Origin of the sequence: Paenibacillus rigui (assembly GCF_002234615.1) — a bacterium.
Lineage (GTDB): Bacteria > Bacillota > Bacilli > Paenibacillales > NBRC-103111 > Paenibacillus_S > Paenibacillus_S rigui.
Genome location: NZ_NMQW01000049.1, coordinates 22,702 through 41,661, shown reverse-complemented (window position 1 = coordinate 41,661; position 18,960 = coordinate 22,702). Strand labels below are relative to the sequence as shown.

Sequence of the window (18,960 nt, the reverse complement as noted above, 5' to 3'; positions counted from 1 at the left end):
TCCGATTTGCCGGGCTGCCCCAAGCCGCTTCCCCTCCATACGGATCAACCGTCGGGAGCTTGGCCTGATCAAGCCTCCTGCATCGGAAACGAGACGAGAAACGACGTGCCTTCTCCCGGTGACGATTCCACTTGAATCGTGCCGCCGCCCTTGTCGACAAGGGCCGCAATCAAATATAGGCCGATGCCTCGGCCGGATTCCGAGGAAGCCGCGGCTTTGGTCGTAAACCCCCGTTCGAAAATGCGCGTGCGGATCGCTTCATCCATGCCGCAGCCATTGTCCTCGACGAGGACGGATAAAATGTCGTCATCCTGCTCGATACTAACGAAAATACGCTTCTCTTCCTGCGCGGCAGACGCTTGCTGGAGCGCATCGAATGCATTTTCCAGCAGGTTGCCGAGCAGGATGACGAAGTCATGCTGGTCCAGTCGGGAAGGGAACCGTTCCAGCCGGCTTTGCCGGTCGACGGTGACGTCGATGCCCAGCTCGTGACCGCGGCTGATTTTGCCGAGGAGCAGACCGGTCAGGCTGTCGTTCTTCACCGCTTGGCTTAGGAAACGTGTCAGCTCTTCCTTCTGCTCGGTAATTTCGAATAAGTATTCCAGCGCTTTCTCTTTGCGGTCCAGCTGGATGAGACCGCCGATCGTATGCAGCTTGTTCATATATTCGTGGTTTTGCACACGAAGCGCATCGACGAAGGCTTTGACCCCGGTCAGCTCCTCGGCCATCCGGGTCACCTCGGTACGGTCCTGAAAAACCGCGACGGCCCCGATCGTATGGTTCCTGACCTTGATCGGAATCCGGTTGCTCATAATTCGGGCGCCTCCGACGAATAGCTCCTGGTTGTAGATCGGCGCATTCAGGTGCAAAATTTCCGGCAGCCGCGTATCCGGCAGCACGTCCCGGATCGCCTTCCCGATCACCTCCCCGTCGATGCGCATCATTTCCTTCGCGCGGTCGTTGAAGATCGTGATCCGCTCTTCTTTATCTATGGCGATGACGCCTTCGTGAATCGCATGAAAGGTCGCTGTGCGCTCGACGAGCAGCTGGGCGATTTCATGGGGCTCCAGCTCGAACATTTGCTTCTTGATATGCTGTGCGAGCTTCCAGGAGCCCCAGATGCCGAACAGCATCGAGAGCAGCAGAACGACATAGGCTTGACCGCTCAGGTCAAGCAGCACCTGCCCGACCGTCGGCTGGATCCGGCCGACGAGCGCCACGCCGACCTGCACGTGGTCGGCGTTCATGATGGGCACGAAGGCGCGCAGCGCCGTGCCCAGCTCCCCCTTTGCCTTGGACACGTACGTGTGCTCGGCAAAGGCAGAGCCTTCATCGGCCCCTTCGGAGACGGTGCCGATCTTGGACTCCACCGGGTGCGACAGCCGGACCCGGTGCATGTCCATCACAACGACGTACGTGGCGTCGTTGATGATGCGGATGCGCTCGGCGGCGGTCTGTACGCCGCCCCTCGCATCCGGGTTGGTGATGCCGGAGAGCACCTCCGGCATCTGGGCGACCGTGCGCGCCGTGACGAGCAGGCGGCGCCCCAGCTCTTCCTCCTTTAGGCGGACGATGCCGCCGAGGAGGATCGTGCCGCCGATGCACAGCGAGAACAGAACGATGCCGAAGGAAAGAAGCGCGATTTTCCAATTGATTTTGAGACGCTGCAGCATGCCCCTTTCACGGCTCCTTCGATCGATTTACCTCCTACAATAAGTGAAAACAGCTCCAAACTCAACCTGCCCTTATGATAGTATAGAAGAAAAACCAAATAACGATTCTCCAAGGGAAAGAGGGCTTAGACTCATAATGAAACCAATAGCGAGCATCGTGCTGATCGTCTTTCTCGGACTGGCTGCTGCCGTAGGAATAGGCTTCTACCCGGCGTTCTCCTCTTCCCCTGTGGTACAGGATGATGAGCAGCAGGGCTTCGATCAGGAGCTGGTGATCAAATTTTCTCACGTCGTGGCGGAGAATACGCCCAAGGGGCTGGCGGCGCAGCGTTTCGCAGAGCGGGTGAAGGAGAAGACGAACGGACGCGTCAAGGTAGAGGTGTTTCCGAACGGGGTGCTGTATAACGAGAGCGATGAGTTTGATGCGTTGAAGCGAGGTGACGTGCAGATGATCGCTCCGGCCTTCTCCAACGTATCCGAGGTGGTGCCGGCTTTTGCCGCATGGGACGTGCCCTTTGCCTTCTTAAGTAATGAGGCGCTGCAGGAAGCGTTCGACGGCGAGTTCGGCAAGCTGCTGTTCCGTAAGCTGGACGCGGCCCATATCGTCGGCATGGCTTATTGGGGCAACGGCTTCCGGCAAATTACGAGCAATACGGGTCCTTTGATTCATCCTGCCGATTTTCAGGGCTTGAAATTTCGGATTTTGCCAAGTCAGGTCATCGAATTGTATTTCCATGCGATAGGCGTGAAGACGGTGCCGATTCCTTTTAACGAAGTATACCGGGCGTTGGAAGCGGGGATCGTGGACGGCGAGGAGAATTCGATCTCGAATATTAACTCCAAGAAATTGTATCAGGTTCAGAAATATATGACGTTAAGCAACCATTCCTATTTGGGATATGCGGTTCTAATGAATAAAGAATATTGGCGCCGCATCCCGAAGGAGTACCAGGCCGATATTGTACAAGCGATGGAAGAGACGACGCGTTGGGCGAATCAGAATGCATTGCGGATGAATGAGGAGCAGCTTCAGGAGATGAAGCGGACGTCCCACATCCAGATGTATTCACTGACCCCGGAGGAGAAGGCGGAATGGATTCGGGCCTGGCAGCCGCTGTACAAGCAGTATGAAAGTCTGATCGGACATGAAATTATGAACCAAATCCGGGAGCTGCAGAGGAAATATGGAGGGGAGTCCATGGTTCCTTCCTAAACGATGAATATGCGTATATCTTAAAATATATCAGTATATATAGCATAAAGTATATCTTCTAAACCCTTGTCCGTACTGCATTTTTGCTGCTTTCCCCTTATTTCTAAGCTGTCAACCCCGTGAAGATTAAAATTTTCTTATTTTTTTCTAATAATCCAGATGAAAGCCAGCCGTGCCAGCGGGTTCAGCCACCCTTGGTACATGTTGGTTTTTTTTCTTATGTTATACTCAATCTCGTGATCAAGTCCAACGCAAGCATCGATGCACGCAGCTAACACTTACCTCACGACACAATATCTTATACATCATGGGAGGCATCTATGAAATTTTTGAAAAATAAGCAGCTCGGTAAAATCGCAATGGTTGCCACTGTCAGTCTTTCAATGCTATTCTCTGGAACAGCCTTGATTCCATCGAACACGGCTTACGCGTACAGCTCATCTAAGGCGCAGAATGTGATCCAAACCGCCAAAAAGTACCTGGGAACGCCATACAAATATGGTGCGCCGTCCGGGTCGAGCCGTTATTTCGATTGTTCTTCCTTCACGCAGTATGTATTCAAAAAATACGGCATCAATCTGCCCCGGCAATCCGACGAACAAGCCAAAGTCGGCAAATACGTGAGCAAAAGCAATTTGAAGCCGGGTGACCTGGTATTCTTCTATTCCCCGATCCATCACGTAGGCATCTATATCGGTAACGGTAAAATGATTAATACGTACGGCAAAGGCGGCGTAAGAATTTCCGACATTAACAGCGGAACATGGAAGAAAAACTACAAAACGGCACGCCGCGTGCTGTAGTCGATCCCATCTCCCTGTTCATCTTATAGCTCAACAAACCAGAAGAAGACAGCGAAAGCGCTGTCTTTTTCTGCGTTTTCTATCCATAGCCCCCGTAACGCGCATGGGAAGGTGTGCATAGATTTCGGCATTTTTTGTCAAAATAAGCAAACGACAGTGAACTTTAGGATGATCCGTTCGAGAAATGAGGCCCATGCGTTGTCTACTCCGTGGTTCCGTTTTAATAAATATAAATCCGCCAAGCAGCCTCCGTCCTCCCAGTCTGCGGAGCCGCAGGGAATGGTCGCGCCCGCCCTGGCCGATAATTTAGCTGAGCTGCAAATTCGCTTTCAGCAAGCACCGGATTTGGTTGTCTGCCAGTTTACACATGTACAGCGCGGGGTGGGAGCAGCCTTGGTTTATTTGGAGGGGCTGACGGATAAGAATGCTGTGAACAACAATATTTTACGTCCGCTTATGTATGCTCCCGAAAGTGCGGGAAATGCCGGGGAGCCTCAGATTAACGTAGGCTATGTCCGGCATTTGCAGCAGTGGAACCAGATCGAGCACGCGATTTTGTATGGACGCAGCGTCCTGTTTATCGATGGAACTGCTCAGGCTCAAGCGTTCGATACCCAAGGCTGGCCACAGCGCGCGGTGGAGGATCCTCAGCTTGAAGCGTCGCTCAAGGGTGCGCATCAAGGGTTCATCGAGACGCTGAGCGACAATATTGCGATGATCCGCCGTTACATTCCGAACCGGGACCTGACGATCAAGGAGATGACCATCGGCAAGCGGGCTCCGGCCAAATGCAGTATGGTTTACCTGGGAGAGCTCGCGAATCCGGAGCTTGTTCAGGAGATGGAGCAGCGGCTTGGGCGGCTGGATCTGGACTGTTTACTGAACACGGGCGAGCTGGCGGAGTACATTGAGGATAATCCGTATTCCCCCTTCCCTCAATTTATTGTGACCGAGCGTCCGGACGGTGCGGCCTCTCAGCTGCTGCAGGGACGCATCTGCGTCCTGCTGGACCGGTCTCCGAGCGTCATCGTTGCTCCGGCGTCGATTATTTCCTTCTTTCAGAATATCGACGACTACAGTACGCGCTGGCCTGTAGCTTCGTTTATTCGTTTGCTGCGGTGCGTCGGTTTTTTCACGGCCGCCTTTCTTCCTGCCATTTATATTGCTCTCATTTCCTTTAACCACGAAGTGATTCCGCTATATTTGATTCTTTCAATCGGGGAATATCGTGGACGGGTGCCTTTTTCTCCATTGGTGGAAGCCATGCTGATGGAAATTACTTTGGAAATGCTGCGCGAAGCGGGGGTTCGGCTTCCCGGACCCATCGGGCAAACGGTCGGTATTGTAGGGGGTATCGTTATCGGACAGGCGGCGGTACAGGCGGGACTTGTCAGCAATATTATGGTTGTTGTCGTGGCCTCGACAGCGATTGCCTCCTTCATCATTCCCAATTACGATATGGCCTCGGCCATCCGGCTGATCCGGTTTCCGATTATGCTGCTATCCTCCATGTTCGGCATTATAGGGATTGTTGTTGGTTCGATGGCCCTGATCGGCCATATTATTTCATTGGAGTCTCTGGGTACGCCTTACGGGACCCCCTTCGCCCCGATCCGTTACTCGGATTGGAAGGATACGTTTCTCCGCCTGCCGTTATGGAAAATGCGCACTCGGCCGAAAGGCGTGATGCCGCTGGAACTGAAGCGGATGAACCCGAAGCCGCCGGAAAGAGGGGAGCAGTGAAGTGCCAGCACAGCCAACGATGCAGAAGCAATTAACGCTGCTGCAATACATATTTCTCATTCATGGAACCCAGGTTGCGGTAGGGGTACTGTCTTTGCCGCGGCAGCTGGCCGAAGGGGCCGGGACGGATGGTTGGATTGCTCTGTTCTTCGGCTGGGGAGCTTCCATTATCGCGAGCCTGCTCATTATTTCTGCGATGAAACCGTACCCGGGGAGCCACCTGCCCGACGTGATGGGGCTTTTTTTCGGTCAATGGGGGAAGAAGCTGGGTGTCATCGTCAGCGGGGTCTATTTCACTACCTTTGCCTTCATTATGCTGGTCAAAACCGTCCTGTACATCAAAAACTGGATGCTCCAGGAAACGTCGCAGTTTGTCATTATGAGCCTGCTGCTGCTGCCCGCGATCTTCATCGTGCCCGGTGGCTTCAAGGTGCTGGGACGCTATACGGAGCTCGTCTATTTTTTGAAAATTATGGTTATCGTTATTCTGATTTTCCCTTTAATTGACGGTCACTTTATTAATTTGCTTCCGGTGCTGAAGGAGGGCTGGGGGCCTGTCTTGAAAACCGTCAACTCGACGGTGCTCTCGTTTCTGGGCTTTGAAGTCGCTTACTTCTGCTATCCCGCTTTAACCACGAAGCAGTATGCGGTTAGAGGCATCCTTATAGCCAACACACTAACGCTATTCCTGTACTTGTTTGTTACGATCGTTTGCTTCGTTCATTTTAGCCCGGATGAAATTACCCAGTATAACGATCCGCCGCTTACCGTGCTGAAAACGATCGAGCTGCGTTACGTGGAGCGGTTCGACGTCATTACATTGGCGTTTTACTTATTTGTTCTCGCTACGTCCTGGATGCCGTTTATGTATATCGGCGTGTACTGCACAGGCATGCTTACAGGAAAACAGAAGCCGTCGGGCTATTTTGTAGGAGCGATTGTCTGCTTTGTACTTGTTACCTTCTTTCTGAATCCATCGTTTGAAAACAATGACCAGCTGGTGAAATTCATAAGCTATTTCGGGCTGTGCTTTGCTTATGCCTTGCCTGTGTTTTTGTGGGCGTACAGCAGGGTGCATCAGCGGATGAAGCGAAGGAGCTCAGCATGAGACGATTGATAGGGACATTAATACTGCTGGTTTGCTTGACGCTTCCTTTGCAGGGGTGCAGAGACCGGATTGATCTCGAAGATGCGACGCTGTCTTTATCGGTGGGCATTGATTTGAGCAAGGACAACAAGCTGCTGTTCTATTCCTCCAGTCCTGTCTTCAGCAAGGAGGCAAAGAAGAAAACCGAGGAATACGGGGTGACATCGGAAACATTACGATTTGCCCGTGACGAATTTGACGCGGTGGTGACTGCTTTAACGAGTAAGGGAAAAGTGCAGGTCATTCTCATCAGCAAAAAAATTATGCAGCACGAGGATTGGTTTCCGCTGCTGGATGTGATGTTCCGGGATGCGAAATCGACGATGAATGCCAAGGTCGCTCTGGTCGACGGTCCGGTCGTTACCTTCATTAATTACTACCCGAAGGATAAGCCGAGACTGCCGCTCTACATCACGAAGCTGATCACGACCGCAAACCGAAGGAATATAACGGTAGAGACGACGCTTGCCCAGCTGCACACGCAGCTCTTTGAAAAAGGGATCACTCCGGCCGTAACGGAGCTGAAGATGGAAAAAAGCCTGGAGGTTGCCGGAACGGCTTTGTTAGATGAAAAAGGAAAGTATGCCGACACCCTCCTGCTTCAGGATTCGGAGCTGCTGCGCATGCTGCAGGACCAAAAGAAGGGGCAGCTGTCCCTTACGATTCCCGTCAAAGGAATCGAGGATAATATATTCCATTTTAACCGGACGAGCTTCTATGTGGAAAATCTGCATCGCAAAGTGAAGGTGGATTACAAGGACGGGAAATTCCGTTTCCATATTACGCTTAAGCTATCCGCGCTGATGACAGAGCGGTTATTTCCCTATGATATGAAAAAGCACCTGGATCAGTTCCGATTGTTAATCAAAGGGGAGATTGAAAAGCGATGCAAGCAGCTGGTGACCCGCATGCAAAAGAAACAGCTTGATCCCATAGGGCTGGGGATGTATGCGAGAGCGTATGAGTACAAGGCTTGGAAGCAGGTGGAGAATCGTTGGGGCGAGGCCATCTCGGATGCGCAGATTGATGTCACGATCGACCTTAAGATGCTGAATATGGGGCTGATTCGATGAAGTCACTGAACAAACAGGTAATGGAGAAGCGTTAAACAAGGAGGGAGCAAGGAGCAGGTATTTACGAAGGAGCGGTGATGCACCTCCTTAGCCTAGCGGGAGCATCACCGTTACTTGCGTACCCAAGCCGGGTGAGCTGGTCACGCTGATCGTTCCCCTGTGGGCGCGCGCAATATTCTGAGCGATAGCCAATCCGAGTCCACTGCCTCCGGTGGAGCGGTTTCTGGCTTGATCGACCCGGTAAAACCGGTCGAATAGCCGGGGGATATGGGCTGCTTCAATGCCGATGCCCCGGTCAATGACTTTGAGGACGGCGATCCCGGCATCACGGGGATCCGGCTCCAAGGTGACGATAACCCGTTCGTCACTGTATTTAATCGCGTTATCCAGCAGAATGATCAGCAGCTGCTTGATTTTATCCGCGTTCCCATGCATCATTTTTTGCCCCAGCCGAATTTCGCAGGTTATATCTCTATGGAACGCATGCTGCAAGGAGGCTGCCGTGGTCAAGACGAGCTCCTCCAAATCAAACGCAGCGGCCTCCTCCGTCGAAGGCGATTCCGGATCGGCAACCGACAGCAGCGTATGGGTCAAATTACGCAGACGAGAAGCCTCGGATTGAATGGCATCGATAGCTTCCTCGCGCAGCTTGGCATCATTGCCGCCCCATCGCTTCAATAAATTCGCATAGCTCTCGATAATCGTCAGCGGGGTTTTTAACTCGTGGGATGCGTCCGCCAAAAACTGCCGCTGTTGAAAAAAGTTCGTCTCCAGCTTGCCGATCATTGCATTGAACGTATGAATCAGGCGCCCCAGCTCATCCTGGCGTTTGGAAGGGGGCATGACGACTCGCTTGAAAACGCCGCTTTTTTGAATCGACTCCATAATTTGGGCCAGCTCATGAATCGGGCGCAGGATGATCCGTGCGAAATACATCCCCCCAACGAGAGATAGCAAGGCGGCTACCGCTGTAGTGAACGACAGCACAGCCAGCAGCACATTCAAGTAATCATCCAACGCGTCCAGCTTACGGCCGAGCTGCAGCACCGCAATCGTATGCTGTTCTTCATCCGAAATCGGAATTTGGATATATACCATAAGCGCCTCGCTCGTCTTGAGCGTCTTGGAAAAGGTCTGGGTGCTGAATTGCGCCGGAATTTGGCTTAATTCCTTATCGGTTTGCAGCTGCAGCTTAATATTGGAGTGCGGGTCAATGATGCGGATCAGCTCTTGAGGCATGAGGGAAGAACGCAGCCAGCCCGTATAATTCCATTGTTCCGGCGTGCGGATGCCGGGCAGCGACAGAATCGTTTGCGCGGCATTCCACAAGACACCGATCTCGCTCTTCGTTGTAATGCGGACGAAGGTGTAGTAGGTAAATACACTGAAGAAGAACAGAACGGAGAGCAAGGAGGAGACGATAAGCAGCGTAATCTGGGTTCTCAGCCTCATGTCGGCGTTTCACAATCCTTCACCAGGTAACCTACTCCTCGAAGCGTATGAATCAGCTTGCAGGCGTAGCCCTGATCGACTTTTTGCCGTAAATAGCGGATGTATACGTCCACGACATTCGTATCCCCGATGAAATCATAGCCCCACACCTCGGATAAAATCTGCTCCCGGGACAGCACCTCCCCTTGGCGGCTGACCAGGAAATACAGCAGATCGAACTCTTTCGGCGTCAGCTCAATGAGCTGTTCATCGCGTTTGACCTGCCTTGTGCGGATATTCATCGACAGGCTGTCTACTGCCACCTCGTCCTCGCTGCCCACTGCTGCGCCGCTGTTGGAAGCTTGCTGTACGGTCATCCGCAGCAGATTGCGGATACGGGCCAGCAGCTCCTCGATGGCGAAGGGCTTCGTCACATAATCGTTCGCGCCCAGATCGAGTCCGCTCACCCGATCCGGCACCGCGTCCCGGGCCGTCAGTAAAATAACGGGCACCTGGCTGCCCTGTTGGCGCAGCCGGCGCAGCACCTCCAGCCCGCTCAGCTCGGGCAGCATAATGTCCAGCAGCACCAGGTCGCGTTCGGCCGATATGGCCATGTCCAGACCGTCCCTTCCGTTATCGGCGCACTCCACATGGTATCCTTCATGCTCCAGCTCGAGCTGCAAAATACGCGCGATTTTTTCCTCATCCTCAATGACCAATATATTCTGCTTCATCTTATCCCCCAGCGGTTTATCGTTTAAGGCTAGTATGTGATGCGAGGGTTGAAATTATAGCTGCCGCCCCGGCTCTATTCGCATGCATGGAGCCGAACGGGGAAACACATACTAGTAGCAGCTGACTCTGGGTTATAGGATGATGGAGATGGAAATCGATCCTCAAACGGCCGAACGGATGAATAAGCTGTTCGAGCAGTTTCATCAAATACATAAAGAAATGGTTACGATATGGTCCCGATCGATTATCGATACATGGCAATGGCAGGCGGCATTGGCTATGATGATCATCCTTTGGGTAGTCTGGTTGAAGATCAGAAAAAAGGAGTCTACGGGAAGGCTTCTGCTGTCCGGCTTTTTTGTCCTGACGATTTCATCCTGGTTCGATTTTTTGGGCATTGCAGCAGGCTGGTGGAGATATCATATGGTTGAGCTGCCCACGCTGCCTTCGTTCTTGCTCTGGGATTTCACTTACCTTCCGATTACCGTCATGCTGCTGCTGCAAATAAAGCCTCAGATTAATCCTTGGATCAAGGCGGTACTTTTTGGGGGGATGGTTTCCTTCGTCGGGGAGCCGATATTTATTTGGGTCGATTATTACGAGCCGATCAAGTGGAAGCATTATTACTCCCTCCCCATCTATGTTGCGATTTATTTGTGTGCTCATGCCATTAGCCGCACGAACCGGTTTGAGCCTTTATGAAGCTTGAATTCTTCCTTTAAGGGGATTCAAGCTTTTTTTGTTTTTGTGAAGTTTGTCACATTTTGGGATTTTATGGTGAAATTGTAGATGTTTTAGTATATTATAGGACTTGTTATTCATAAGACCAGATCGATAAGCCTAGAAGTCAAGTGAAATGATCCATGGCAAACTCGTACGAAAGTCGGGGACGCAAAGCCACGGGCCTACATGCAGGGGAACACATCCTGCACAAGGCAGCCGGGCCGCTCATTCGAGCTTGGCTTTTTTGCGTCTTTTTTTGGTGAGAGAAGGGGAATAGAGATGAAACGAGGTAAGAAACCGCTGATCGGCAAGGTCATTTTGCTGGCCTGTATGCTGAGCAGTGCCGCAGGCAGTATGCTTGTGAGCCAAGAGGTGCAAGCCAGAACGGTGTATGAAAGTACACAAAGCAGCACGGACCTGAAGGTGGAGGGCAGCTCCTACCAAATTGCAGGCAATCAAGCGGCATGGCTGCAGTTGGATGCGGCCGGCATAAAGCAGGTATGGCTGGAGGACCGTCTGACAGGGGGGAAGGAGCAAATTACAACCGGGGGCGGACCCAAAATGGATCTGGCATTCAACGGTGCCCTGCTCGTATGGAACGATAAGCGGGACCAGGATCCGCTAGGGACGAATTGGGATGTATATGCATACGACACGGCAGCACGGCAGGAACGCAAGCTGAATAGCAGAGTGGGGCAGCATGTACAGTTCTCCTTGGACGGGAAACGAGTGGTCTGGTACGACGCCAACGACTTCGGTCGTGTGTACATGTATGATTTCGACAAGCGGACGGAACAGGAAATCGGTCCCGGGAGAGTGCCGGCTTTGGCATCGAATAAGATTATGTTCAAAAATGCGCGTGACGGAGGCTTAAGCCTCTACGACATAGCAACCGGTCAAACGCAGAAAGTATTGGAGCTTCCTTACAGTCAATATGTTAGCTCCTTTGCTTTTAATGGGACAACGGTTGTGTGGCAGCAGACCAACCTGGATCATGATGCCAAATATATGATCGGCCAGACGACAGGTACCGCTGGCGGTTTGCAGCAGACGAAACAACTAACACCTGCAGCGCAGTTCAGCCAATTTCGCGGTGATCTTGTGATAGGGCCGCAATATGCCGTATGGGTACAAGACAGGAATGGAGCCAAGCAAATGGTGGGGACGGATCTGTTGAGCGGAGCCACATTTGACCTATCGATTCTTACGGGAAATGAAAGGCCGTGGTCGTTTGATGGCAATCACTTGCTATCTATTCAAGATAACGGAACAATCGAACGTACGACGATTACATCAAGGGAAGTAAGCGACTCTCGACGGGGAAATAACGGGCCAATCTTAAGCCCGGGCTCCTCTACGCAATCCAGTGCTCTCATAGGGCCCGAAGGGGGCCAATTGAATGTTAAGGACAGCAGCGTCAAGCTGGTCATTGCCCCAGGGACCTTCTCCATTCCGGTGAAAGTCCAGCTTCAAGCGGCGCAGGCCTCTGATGAGGATAAGCTTGGTCCCGGTTATAGCTACCGCTCCCTTATTTGGGAACTATCCGCTGATCAACCTTTTGCGAAACCTGCTGTGCTGACTGTTGATTATGACACCGCCGACCTGCAGACGCTGCAAGTGCCGAAGCAAGCCGTGTACAGCTATTCTGCCGATCATCAGGCATGGCACGTTATCGGCGGCAAGATTACAGCTGATCAGAACATCATCGAAACGCATATTTCCGGAGCCGGACGCTTCGCTGTGCTTCTCCATGTGGTGACCTTTGAAGATTTGCAGGATCATTGGGCACAGCAATCAGTTGAAATTTTGGCATCGCGTTCTATTGTGAGCGGGATCGATGATCTTCATTACGCACCGGATGCCTCCCTCACACGGGCCCAGTTTACCAAAATGCTCATGGGGGCTGTCGGAATTGTTCCTGATTCAGCGAAACAGACGACCTTCAGCGATGTACCTCAGACACATTGGGGGCATGACTGGATTGAAGCGGCTGCGAAGGCCGGTATTGCTGAAGGAAATCAGGGGAGCTTCGCCCCGGATGCGCTGGTAACACGGGAGCAAATGATGACCATGCTGTACCGCGCTATGAATGGCAAGCCGAGCTCGCAGGCCGACAAGTCGGAGCTTGCTGTACTCCAAGCCTTCTCCGATGCCGGACAAGTCAGCGAATGGGCCGAGGCTAGTGTGGCGATGGCCGTGAAGCAGGGATTGCTCGAGGGCAATGGCGAAGGATTGGCACCTCAGCAATCGTCAACGCGGGCTCAGGCTGCTGCCGTTATCGTACGAATGCTGATCATGCAGAACAAGCTGTAGATGGGAGACGGGAGAATGATTCAAGGAATAGCTCGAATGGCGCAATGGAGCCAACGCTGGCTCAAATATAGAGGGAAGTCCATATTTTCAGCACTTATGGCGATGATTATCTTATTTACCGGCATTCCCTTTTTTCCCGGATTGGGAACGAATAAAGCTTATGCGGGAACAACGCTTACCATCGATCCGGGGACGTTAATTACCGTCTATGATGGTCAAGCGGATTTCAAATGGAGGTATACCGACCCGGATGTGGGGCAAACCTCTCACCCTACGGAAATTTCGATTTGTGAAGGGGCGAACGAAGTACTTGACACCGGAGATTACGCCGTTCTCCACGATTATATTTATACGTGGGATGGCAAGCTGAGCGGTCAGCGCGCTCCGGAAGGCACCTACAAGGCTTGTGTCACCCCGACGGACTTTCCTTCGGAGAAGCGTTCGGAAACGATTGAAGTGAGAAACCCGATTCCACCAAAGCCCGGCTATCTGGAAATTCATCCGAATACCCAGAGTGATACGCATACGGTTAGCGGTATTGCGGAGGTCGGGACGAAGGTCCATTTGAATATTACATTAACCCGCCGTGAAGGTACCCGGATGGTGAATTACACGCCGGGCCCTGGAAGCGGATTAGACAATATCGTGGTCGATGTAGGCCCGAGAACAAGTCTAACGGCAAATAAGCCGGTTACAGAAAGCTATTTCGAGCAGTTTCCAACCAAGAGAACCAATCCCCCTGAAAATTATGTAGGGGAATGGAAGGTCGATCTGAAGCTGCCGGCCTATGAAATTGCCCATATTACGGCCACTTCGGTTCGCGATTGGGACGGCAAGCAATCGGGCATTTCAGAAGAGCTTCAGGTACTCCGGTTTGAAGCTCCGGCTTGGGATGTCAACTGGGCGTATCTTCCAGGCTATTATTATCTGATGCAGCAAATACCTGAGATGAACACGAAGATTCAAGAGATTGCCAACTTCAATCAGGTTCCTTTGAAGGTATGTGAAAATAACCAGACTTGCCTTGGGTTCATCCCCGAAGGAACGAATTTGCTGCTGCTGAATCCCTTGCGGGCAGGAAATATTTTGCATGAGGATATGAGCCGGATCGAACAGGAATTTGTTAATGCCAATGGGCATCCTGTTGCATTTTATTTCGACCCGATTAACCTTGCGACGGGCGATTTCAGCTTTCACCATACGAATTTATCGGTACCCTCCGCGATGCCTTTGGAGTTTATAGCGACCTACCATAGCCGTGAATCGTATGACGGCGCGCTCGGCGTAGGCTGGCGCCACTCTCTGGAATGGAAGCTGGAGCGCAGGGATCAGAATATGTATGTATCGACTCCTGAAGGCGCCAGCTTCAAATACGTGCCTATCGGTAACGGAGCCTACGAGACCCCGGCAGGAAGCCAGAACAGGTTGGAGCAGCTTCCGAATGAAACGTATGTCTTAACTACTCCGCAGCAATGGAAATATAACTTCCTTGAAGATGGTTCGCTGTATACCATTACCGATACAAACGGTAACAGCATTCTTTTGCAATATCAGGGGACGATTCTGGAGAAAGCGACGACAGCCGGGGCTGAGTTCACCTTTACTTATGGGGACAGCGGCAAGCTGGTTCAAGTAACTGACCAAACCGGCCGATCCGTAAAATACGAATATGACGGTCTGAACCATCATTTGGTGAAAATGATTCTACCCGATCAAGCGGTCATCGGCTTTACGTACGACGAGAAGCACCGGATGACGGAAATCCATAACCCGAATCAGACCGGAACGCTGATAAACGAATACGACGATCAGGACCGGGTAGTGCGTCAGCAGGATTTCTCCGGCGTATGGGGGGAGATGCAGTATTTCCCGGATGAGAAGAAGACGGTAGTTAAAGATCAGTTAGGCAGAATCAAAACGTTCCATTACGACGAACGCTACCGCAAAACATTGAATGAGTATCCGGACGGCACCACGGAATCCTTCACATATGACGGCAACGACAATACGACGAGCAGGACCGATCGCAATGGGCACAAGGCACAGTTCAAGTATGATGTGTTCAGCAATATGACCCAAATGATCGATGCCGCCGGTCAAGTGACGAATATCGAGTATAATGCGTGGAACAAGCCGACGGTCATAACGAATCCGCTTAACCAAAAGACGGTATTAGGGTATGACAATCAGGGGAACCTGATCTCCGTTACCGATGCGTTAGGACAGGTCAACACCGTACAGCGGGACGGCAAAGGCATACCGGAGCGACTGACCAATGCCAAAGGGGAAACCGTACAGTTGTCCAATGATGTGCTGGGCTTCGTGAAGGCGGTCACTGATCCTGCTGGACATACAAGCACGTTGGAGCGGGACGGATTGCACCGTGTAACGAAGATCACAGATGCGCTGGGGCATGTAAGCCAGCTGGAATATGATCCGCGGGATCGGGTGACAGCCAAGATCGATGCGCTTCAGCAGAAGGAAACCTTCCGTTACGATAAGAACAGTAATCTGATCGGCCATACGGATGCGGCGGGCGCTTCCGTCAGCTATGAGTATGACAGCTTCGACCGTTTGTCCGCAACGGTGGACGCTTTGGGCAATCGGACAACCTTTGCGTATGACGGAGTCGGCAACCGCACACAGGCGAGAGAACCGAACGGGGCGATCACGGAGTATAAATATAACGAATCCGATCGGATGGAAGCGATCGTCGATCCGCAAGGGAACACGACCCGGTTCACCTATGACGGGAACGGGAACGTGTTAACGATGACAGATCCACGGGGCGGTGTTACCGAGCTCCAATACGATCCGCGGAATCTGCCGATTCAAAGAAAGGATGCCGCAGGGACGATAACGAAGTATGAGTACGATGGAGCCGGACATCTTATTCGGGAAACGGACGGTTTGGGCCACAGCACTGCATACGATTATGATGCGTTAGGCCGGTTAGTCAAGACAACCGATGCCTTGAATCAGTCGAGTACCTTCGTCTATGACGAAGCCGGACGTATGATTAAGGTGGTCAAGCCGAATGGAGCGGAATGGACGCTGCAATACGACAGCCGGGGGCTATTGGCCGGCACGACCGATCCGCTAGGTAACGCAGCTACGCTGCAGCGGGATGCGCTTGGTCAAGTCGTACAGGCGACGGATGCAGAAGGGCAGACGAGCAAATACAGCTATGACGCGCTGGGACGAGTTACTGCGATGACGAACCCGTTAGGCAACAAAACGCTGCTTGCCTACGATCCGCTCGGACAGGTGAAGCAGATAACAGATGCCAACGGTCACGATACACAGTATACCTATGACGCTTTGGGGCGTTTGGTTGACGTGGCCAACGCTTTGGGGAATACAACCAAATACAGCTACGATGCAGTCGGCAATCTGGTAACCAAAACCGATGCCATGGATCGGGTAACCAGCTATCAGTACGACTTGAACAAAAAGTTGACGCAGCAAATCAATCCATTGGGCCAGTTGACCGAGCTGATGTACGATGGAAGCGGCAATACGGTGAAGGTGAAGCATCAGGACGATACGAGCACCGCTTATCAGTATGACCTGATGAACCGTTTGACACAGATTGCTTATCAGGACGGAAGCAAGGTGCAGTACGCCTATGATGCCTTGGGCCGCCGTACGACAATGAAGGATACGCAGGGGATGACCCGGTACGCCTATGATGCGCTGCATCGGCTCACCGAGGTGACGAATGCCGCTAACCAAACGGTCCGCTACGAGTGGACATCGACTGGACAGCGGAGCAAGGTCGTGTACCCGGATCAGACGGCAGTCGCTTACCAATACGACCTGATGGATCGAATGACTCAGGTGACGGACGGCAGCGGGCTGACCACGAAGTATGAATATGATAAACGGGGGCTTCTCGTATCCAAAAAGCTGCCGACGCTTGGGCAGAGCAGCTATCGTTACGATGCGGCAGGCCAGCTTCTGGAGCTGAAGCACAACAACCAATTCGGCAAGACGGCCGAGCAATTGCTGTATGCTTACGACCCGGTAGGAAACCGGACCCGGATGGAGCGCAGGGAAGACGAGAATGACGAGGACGACGTCGACGATCAGGATCATCCGGAATCGCTGGTTACAGACTATGCCTATGACGCGATTAACCAGTTGAAGCAAGTGCAGCAATATAACAAGGATACGGCGTCCACGCCAATGATCACGGATTACAGCTACGATGCGGTCGGCAACCGTCTGACCAAGTCGACGGCCTGGAGCGGTGTAGCGGATGCGGAGCAGTACAGCTATGACAAGGCGGATAAGCTGCTGCACTGGCAGAACGGTGCGAATTACAAGGACTTCACCTATGATCCTCGAGGAAATCTGCTTCGAGTGACCGGAGTGGACGAAGCGGAAGATGAGAATGAAATGAGCCTGTTGTCATCTCTATCCAGCGGCTCGGTTTCAAGCGGAGTATATGGCTCGGTATACAGCAACACGTTGTCTGCTCAAATGGTGTCTGCGCAGAGCGGCAGCACTGCGAAGATCCTGGAACAGTATGGTTGGAACGCAGCCAACCGCCTGGAGCAGCAGATCAGCCCAAGGGGCGATGTGTCCAAGTACTTCTACGATGGAGACGGCAACCGGACCCGGATGACCGTTGATATCGAGCATGGACCAGACGACAAGGGACCGGGGAATGGGCAAGGCAATAATGGCAACGGTAATGGTAATGGAAATGGTAACGGGAACGGCAATGGGAAGTGCCATGTCGTGCCGCCGGGCTTTATCCCACCGGGGCTTGCCAAGAAATGCGGCCAAGTCGAGGAGCCGTATCCGGATATGCATCCGGGCGGACCACGCGAGGGCTGGGAGAAGCAGTTCAAGAAGAAACAGTGGGAGTTCAACTATACCAATGACGTCAGCCTGGCTTTACCGGAGCCATTGCAGGTGACGGACAAGGAAGAACTGAGCGGTCCGAACGACTACTACCGTTGGAAAGAAAGCTACGTATACGGCGCAGGCGGCGAACGACTCAGCATGACGTACCTGCCGGCGTATGACGCCAACAACGGTTGGGACCCGCACGACGGGACTGCCGGCGCGGAACCAGGTGTAGCGCCTCGTACGCTGTACTACCTGAACGACGGCTTGGGCAGCGTCCTCGGCTTGATCGAGAAGGACGGCCGCGTGTCAGCACGCTACCACTACGACGAATTCGGCATCCCTACGGATGCGAAGAAGTTCGATGTGAACTGGCCGGGACCAGATAACCTGTTCGGCTACACCGGATTAGGTTATGATTATAACAGCGGGTTGACGTATGCTAGAGCGAGGTACTATAAGCCGGAGATCGGGCGGTTTATTAGTGAGGATACGTATAAGGGCGATATCTGGAATCCGCAGAGCCAGAATGGGTATGCGTATGTTTGGAATAATCCGTTAAGATTTGTTGATCCAAGTGGTCATTGGGCTACAGAAATTACTGCTAACTGGACAATTAACGAAATGAAGTGGCAGTGGAAGAAAGCTTATGATGCCGGTGACAAAGATAAAATGGAGTATTGGGCAAGTGCTGCAAATGATTTAAGAAATGGAATAAGAAATGCAGCTTGGTTTAAGGAAAAAGGCTATGCCGAAGATGCTATTATGCAACTTTGGGATGAATCGATTCCAAAAGAAGTTGTTGACGCAATAGCATGGGAATCAACATTGAATTGGATAGAAAGTGATACCTTAGGATTAAAGCTATACGTTGATATGGCAGCATATGTTCTTCCTGATCCAGCCTCAATGTCTTTCGGTACTCTTCGAGGACCGAAGGGGAAGATCGGTATTGGTAATTTGCCGAAGGATGCTAGTAAATTAGAGAAGTCTGGTTGGAAGGATGTAACAGACGAACGAATGCGAGCCAACACCAATTCAAGAGAGTATCTTGACCCCGAATCTGGCACTAGAGTTAGGTTTGACCCTGGTAAAGAGGGGGCACCAGGATTTGAGGGCATGGATCATTACCATATTGATAATCCTAACAAAACGGGTAAATTAGATTACTATTTAGATAAGAATGGCAACCCAGTAGCTAAAGGTTCGAAGCCATCCCACGTACTACCCGACGAAGGGTCTGAATGAT

At 52.1% G+C, this 18,960-nt stretch carries 11 protein-coding genes and 1 riboswitch; of the genes, 8 read left to right on the top strand and 3 right to left on the bottom strand.

Features of this window, described 5'->3' with window-relative positions; genetic code table 11:
• Nucleotides 1-68: 68 nt before the first annotated feature.
• Complete coding sequence (locus CF651_RS26380) at nucleotides 69-1,673, bottom strand: ATP-binding protein (RefSeq protein ID WP_094017851.1); 1,605 nt, start codon at nucleotides 1,671-1,673, stop codon at nucleotides 69-71.
• 136 nt (nucleotides 1,674-1,809) lie between these two features.
• Here CF651_RS26380 and CF651_RS26375 point away from each other — a divergent pair, with 136 nt between their 5' ends.
• From CF651_RS26375 to CF651_RS26355, 5 genes are all read left to right on the top strand, one after another.
• Complete coding sequence (locus CF651_RS26375) at nucleotides 1,810-2,886, top strand: DctP family TRAP transporter solute-binding subunit (RefSeq protein WP_094017850.1); 1,077 nt, start codon at nucleotides 1,810-1,812, stop codon at nucleotides 2,884-2,886.
• A gap of 320 nt (nucleotides 2,887-3,206) precedes the next feature.
• Nucleotides 3,207-3,689, top strand: coding sequence for a C40 family peptidase (locus CF651_RS26370; protein ID WP_094017849.1), 483 nt, complete (start codon nucleotides 3,207-3,209; stop codon nucleotides 3,687-3,689).
• Between the two features lie 279 nt (nucleotides 3,690-3,968).
• The gene (locus CF651_RS26365; protein WP_179233015.1) at nucleotides 3,969-5,432 is read left to right on the top strand and encodes a spore germination protein; all 1,464 of its coding nucleotides are present in this window, start codon (nucleotides 3,969-3,971) and stop codon (nucleotides 5,430-5,432) included.
• A gap of 1 nt (nucleotide 5,433) precedes the next feature.
• Entirely contained in the window at nucleotides 5,434-6,540 is a 1,107-nt protein-coding gene (locus CF651_RS26360; protein WP_094017847.1) for a GerAB/ArcD/ProY family transporter, read from the top strand.
• On the top strand, nucleotides 6,537-7,652 hold the full coding sequence (locus CF651_RS26355) for a Ger(x)C family spore germination protein (protein ID WP_094017846.1): 1,116 nt from the start codon (nucleotides 6,537-6,539) through the stop codon (nucleotides 7,650-7,652). Before CF651_RS26360 ends, CF651_RS26355 begins: the two co-directional genes overlap by 4 nt.
• Before the next feature lie 87 nt (nucleotides 7,653-7,739).
• Here CF651_RS26355 and CF651_RS26350 read toward each other — a convergent pair whose 3' ends face one another.
• Entirely contained in the window at nucleotides 7,740-9,104 is a 1,365-nt protein-coding gene (locus CF651_RS26350) for a sensor histidine kinase (protein ID WP_094017845.1), read from the bottom strand.
• A complete protein-coding gene (locus CF651_RS26345) occupies nucleotides 9,101-9,817 on the bottom strand; it encodes a response regulator transcription factor (RefSeq protein WP_094017844.1) in 717 nt (238 codons plus the stop codon). Before CF651_RS26345 ends, CF651_RS26350 begins: the two co-directional genes overlap by 4 nt.
• A gap of 148 nt (nucleotides 9,818-9,965) precedes the next feature.
• Between CF651_RS26345 and CF651_RS26340 the strand changes: the two genes are divergently transcribed.
• The 3 genes from CF651_RS26340 (at nucleotide 9,966) to CF651_RS26325 (ending at nucleotide 18,959) form a co-directional block, all read left to right on the top strand.
• On the top strand, nucleotides 9,966-10,520 hold the full coding sequence (locus CF651_RS26340) for a CBO0543 family protein (protein ID WP_094017843.1): 555 nt from the start codon (nucleotides 9,966-9,968) through the stop codon (nucleotides 10,518-10,520).
• 153 nt (nucleotides 10,521-10,673) lie between these two features.
• Nucleotides 10,674-10,770, top strand: a riboswitch (cyclic di-GMP riboswitch).
• Between the two features lie 50 nt (nucleotides 10,771-10,820).
• Nucleotides 10,821-12,854, top strand: coding sequence for an S-layer homology domain-containing protein (locus CF651_RS26335; protein WP_144029113.1), 2,034 nt, complete (start codon nucleotides 10,821-10,823; stop codon nucleotides 12,852-12,854).
• Between the two features lie 15 nt (nucleotides 12,855-12,869).
• Nucleotides 12,870-18,959, top strand: coding sequence for an RHS repeat-associated core domain-containing protein (locus tag CF651_RS26325; protein WP_179233008.1), 6,090 nt, complete (start codon nucleotides 12,870-12,872; stop codon nucleotides 18,957-18,959).
• Nucleotide 18,960: the final 1 nt, after the last annotated feature.

Coding starts and splice junctions, on each gene's coding strand:
- CF651_RS26325 (WP_179233008.1), top strand. CDS start 12,870: ATGATTCAAGGAATAGCTCGAATGGCGCAATGGAGCCAACGCTGGCTC.
- CF651_RS26335 (WP_144029113.1), top strand. CDS start 10,821: ATGAAACGAGGTAAGAAACCGCTGATCGGCAAGGTCATTTTGCTGGCC.
- CF651_RS26345 (WP_094017844.1), bottom strand. CDS start 9,817: ATGAAGCAGAATATATTGGTCATTGAGGATGAGGAAAAAATCGCGCGT.
- CF651_RS26365 (WP_179233015.1), top strand. CDS start 3,969: ATGGTCGCGCCCGCCCTGGCCGATAATTTAGCTGAGCTGCAAATTCGC.
- CF651_RS26355 (WP_094017846.1), top strand. CDS start 6,537: ATGAGACGATTGATAGGGACATTAATACTGCTGGTTTGCTTGACGCTT.
- CF651_RS26370 (WP_094017849.1), top strand. CDS start 3,207: ATGAAATTTTTGAAAAATAAGCAGCTCGGTAAAATCGCAATGGTTGCC.
- CF651_RS26380 (WP_094017851.1), bottom strand. CDS start 1,673: ATGCTGCAGCGTCTCAAAATCAATTGGAAAATCGCGCTTCTTTCCTTC.
- CF651_RS26340 (WP_094017843.1), top strand. CDS start 9,966: ATGGAAATCGATCCTCAAACGGCCGAACGGATGAATAAGCTGTTCGAG.
- CF651_RS26350 (WP_094017845.1), bottom strand. CDS start 9,104: ATGAGGCTGAGAACCCAGATTACGCTGCTTATCGTCTCCTCCTTGCTC.
- CF651_RS26375 (WP_094017850.1), top strand. CDS start 1,810: ATGAAACCAATAGCGAGCATCGTGCTGATCGTCTTTCTCGGACTGGCT.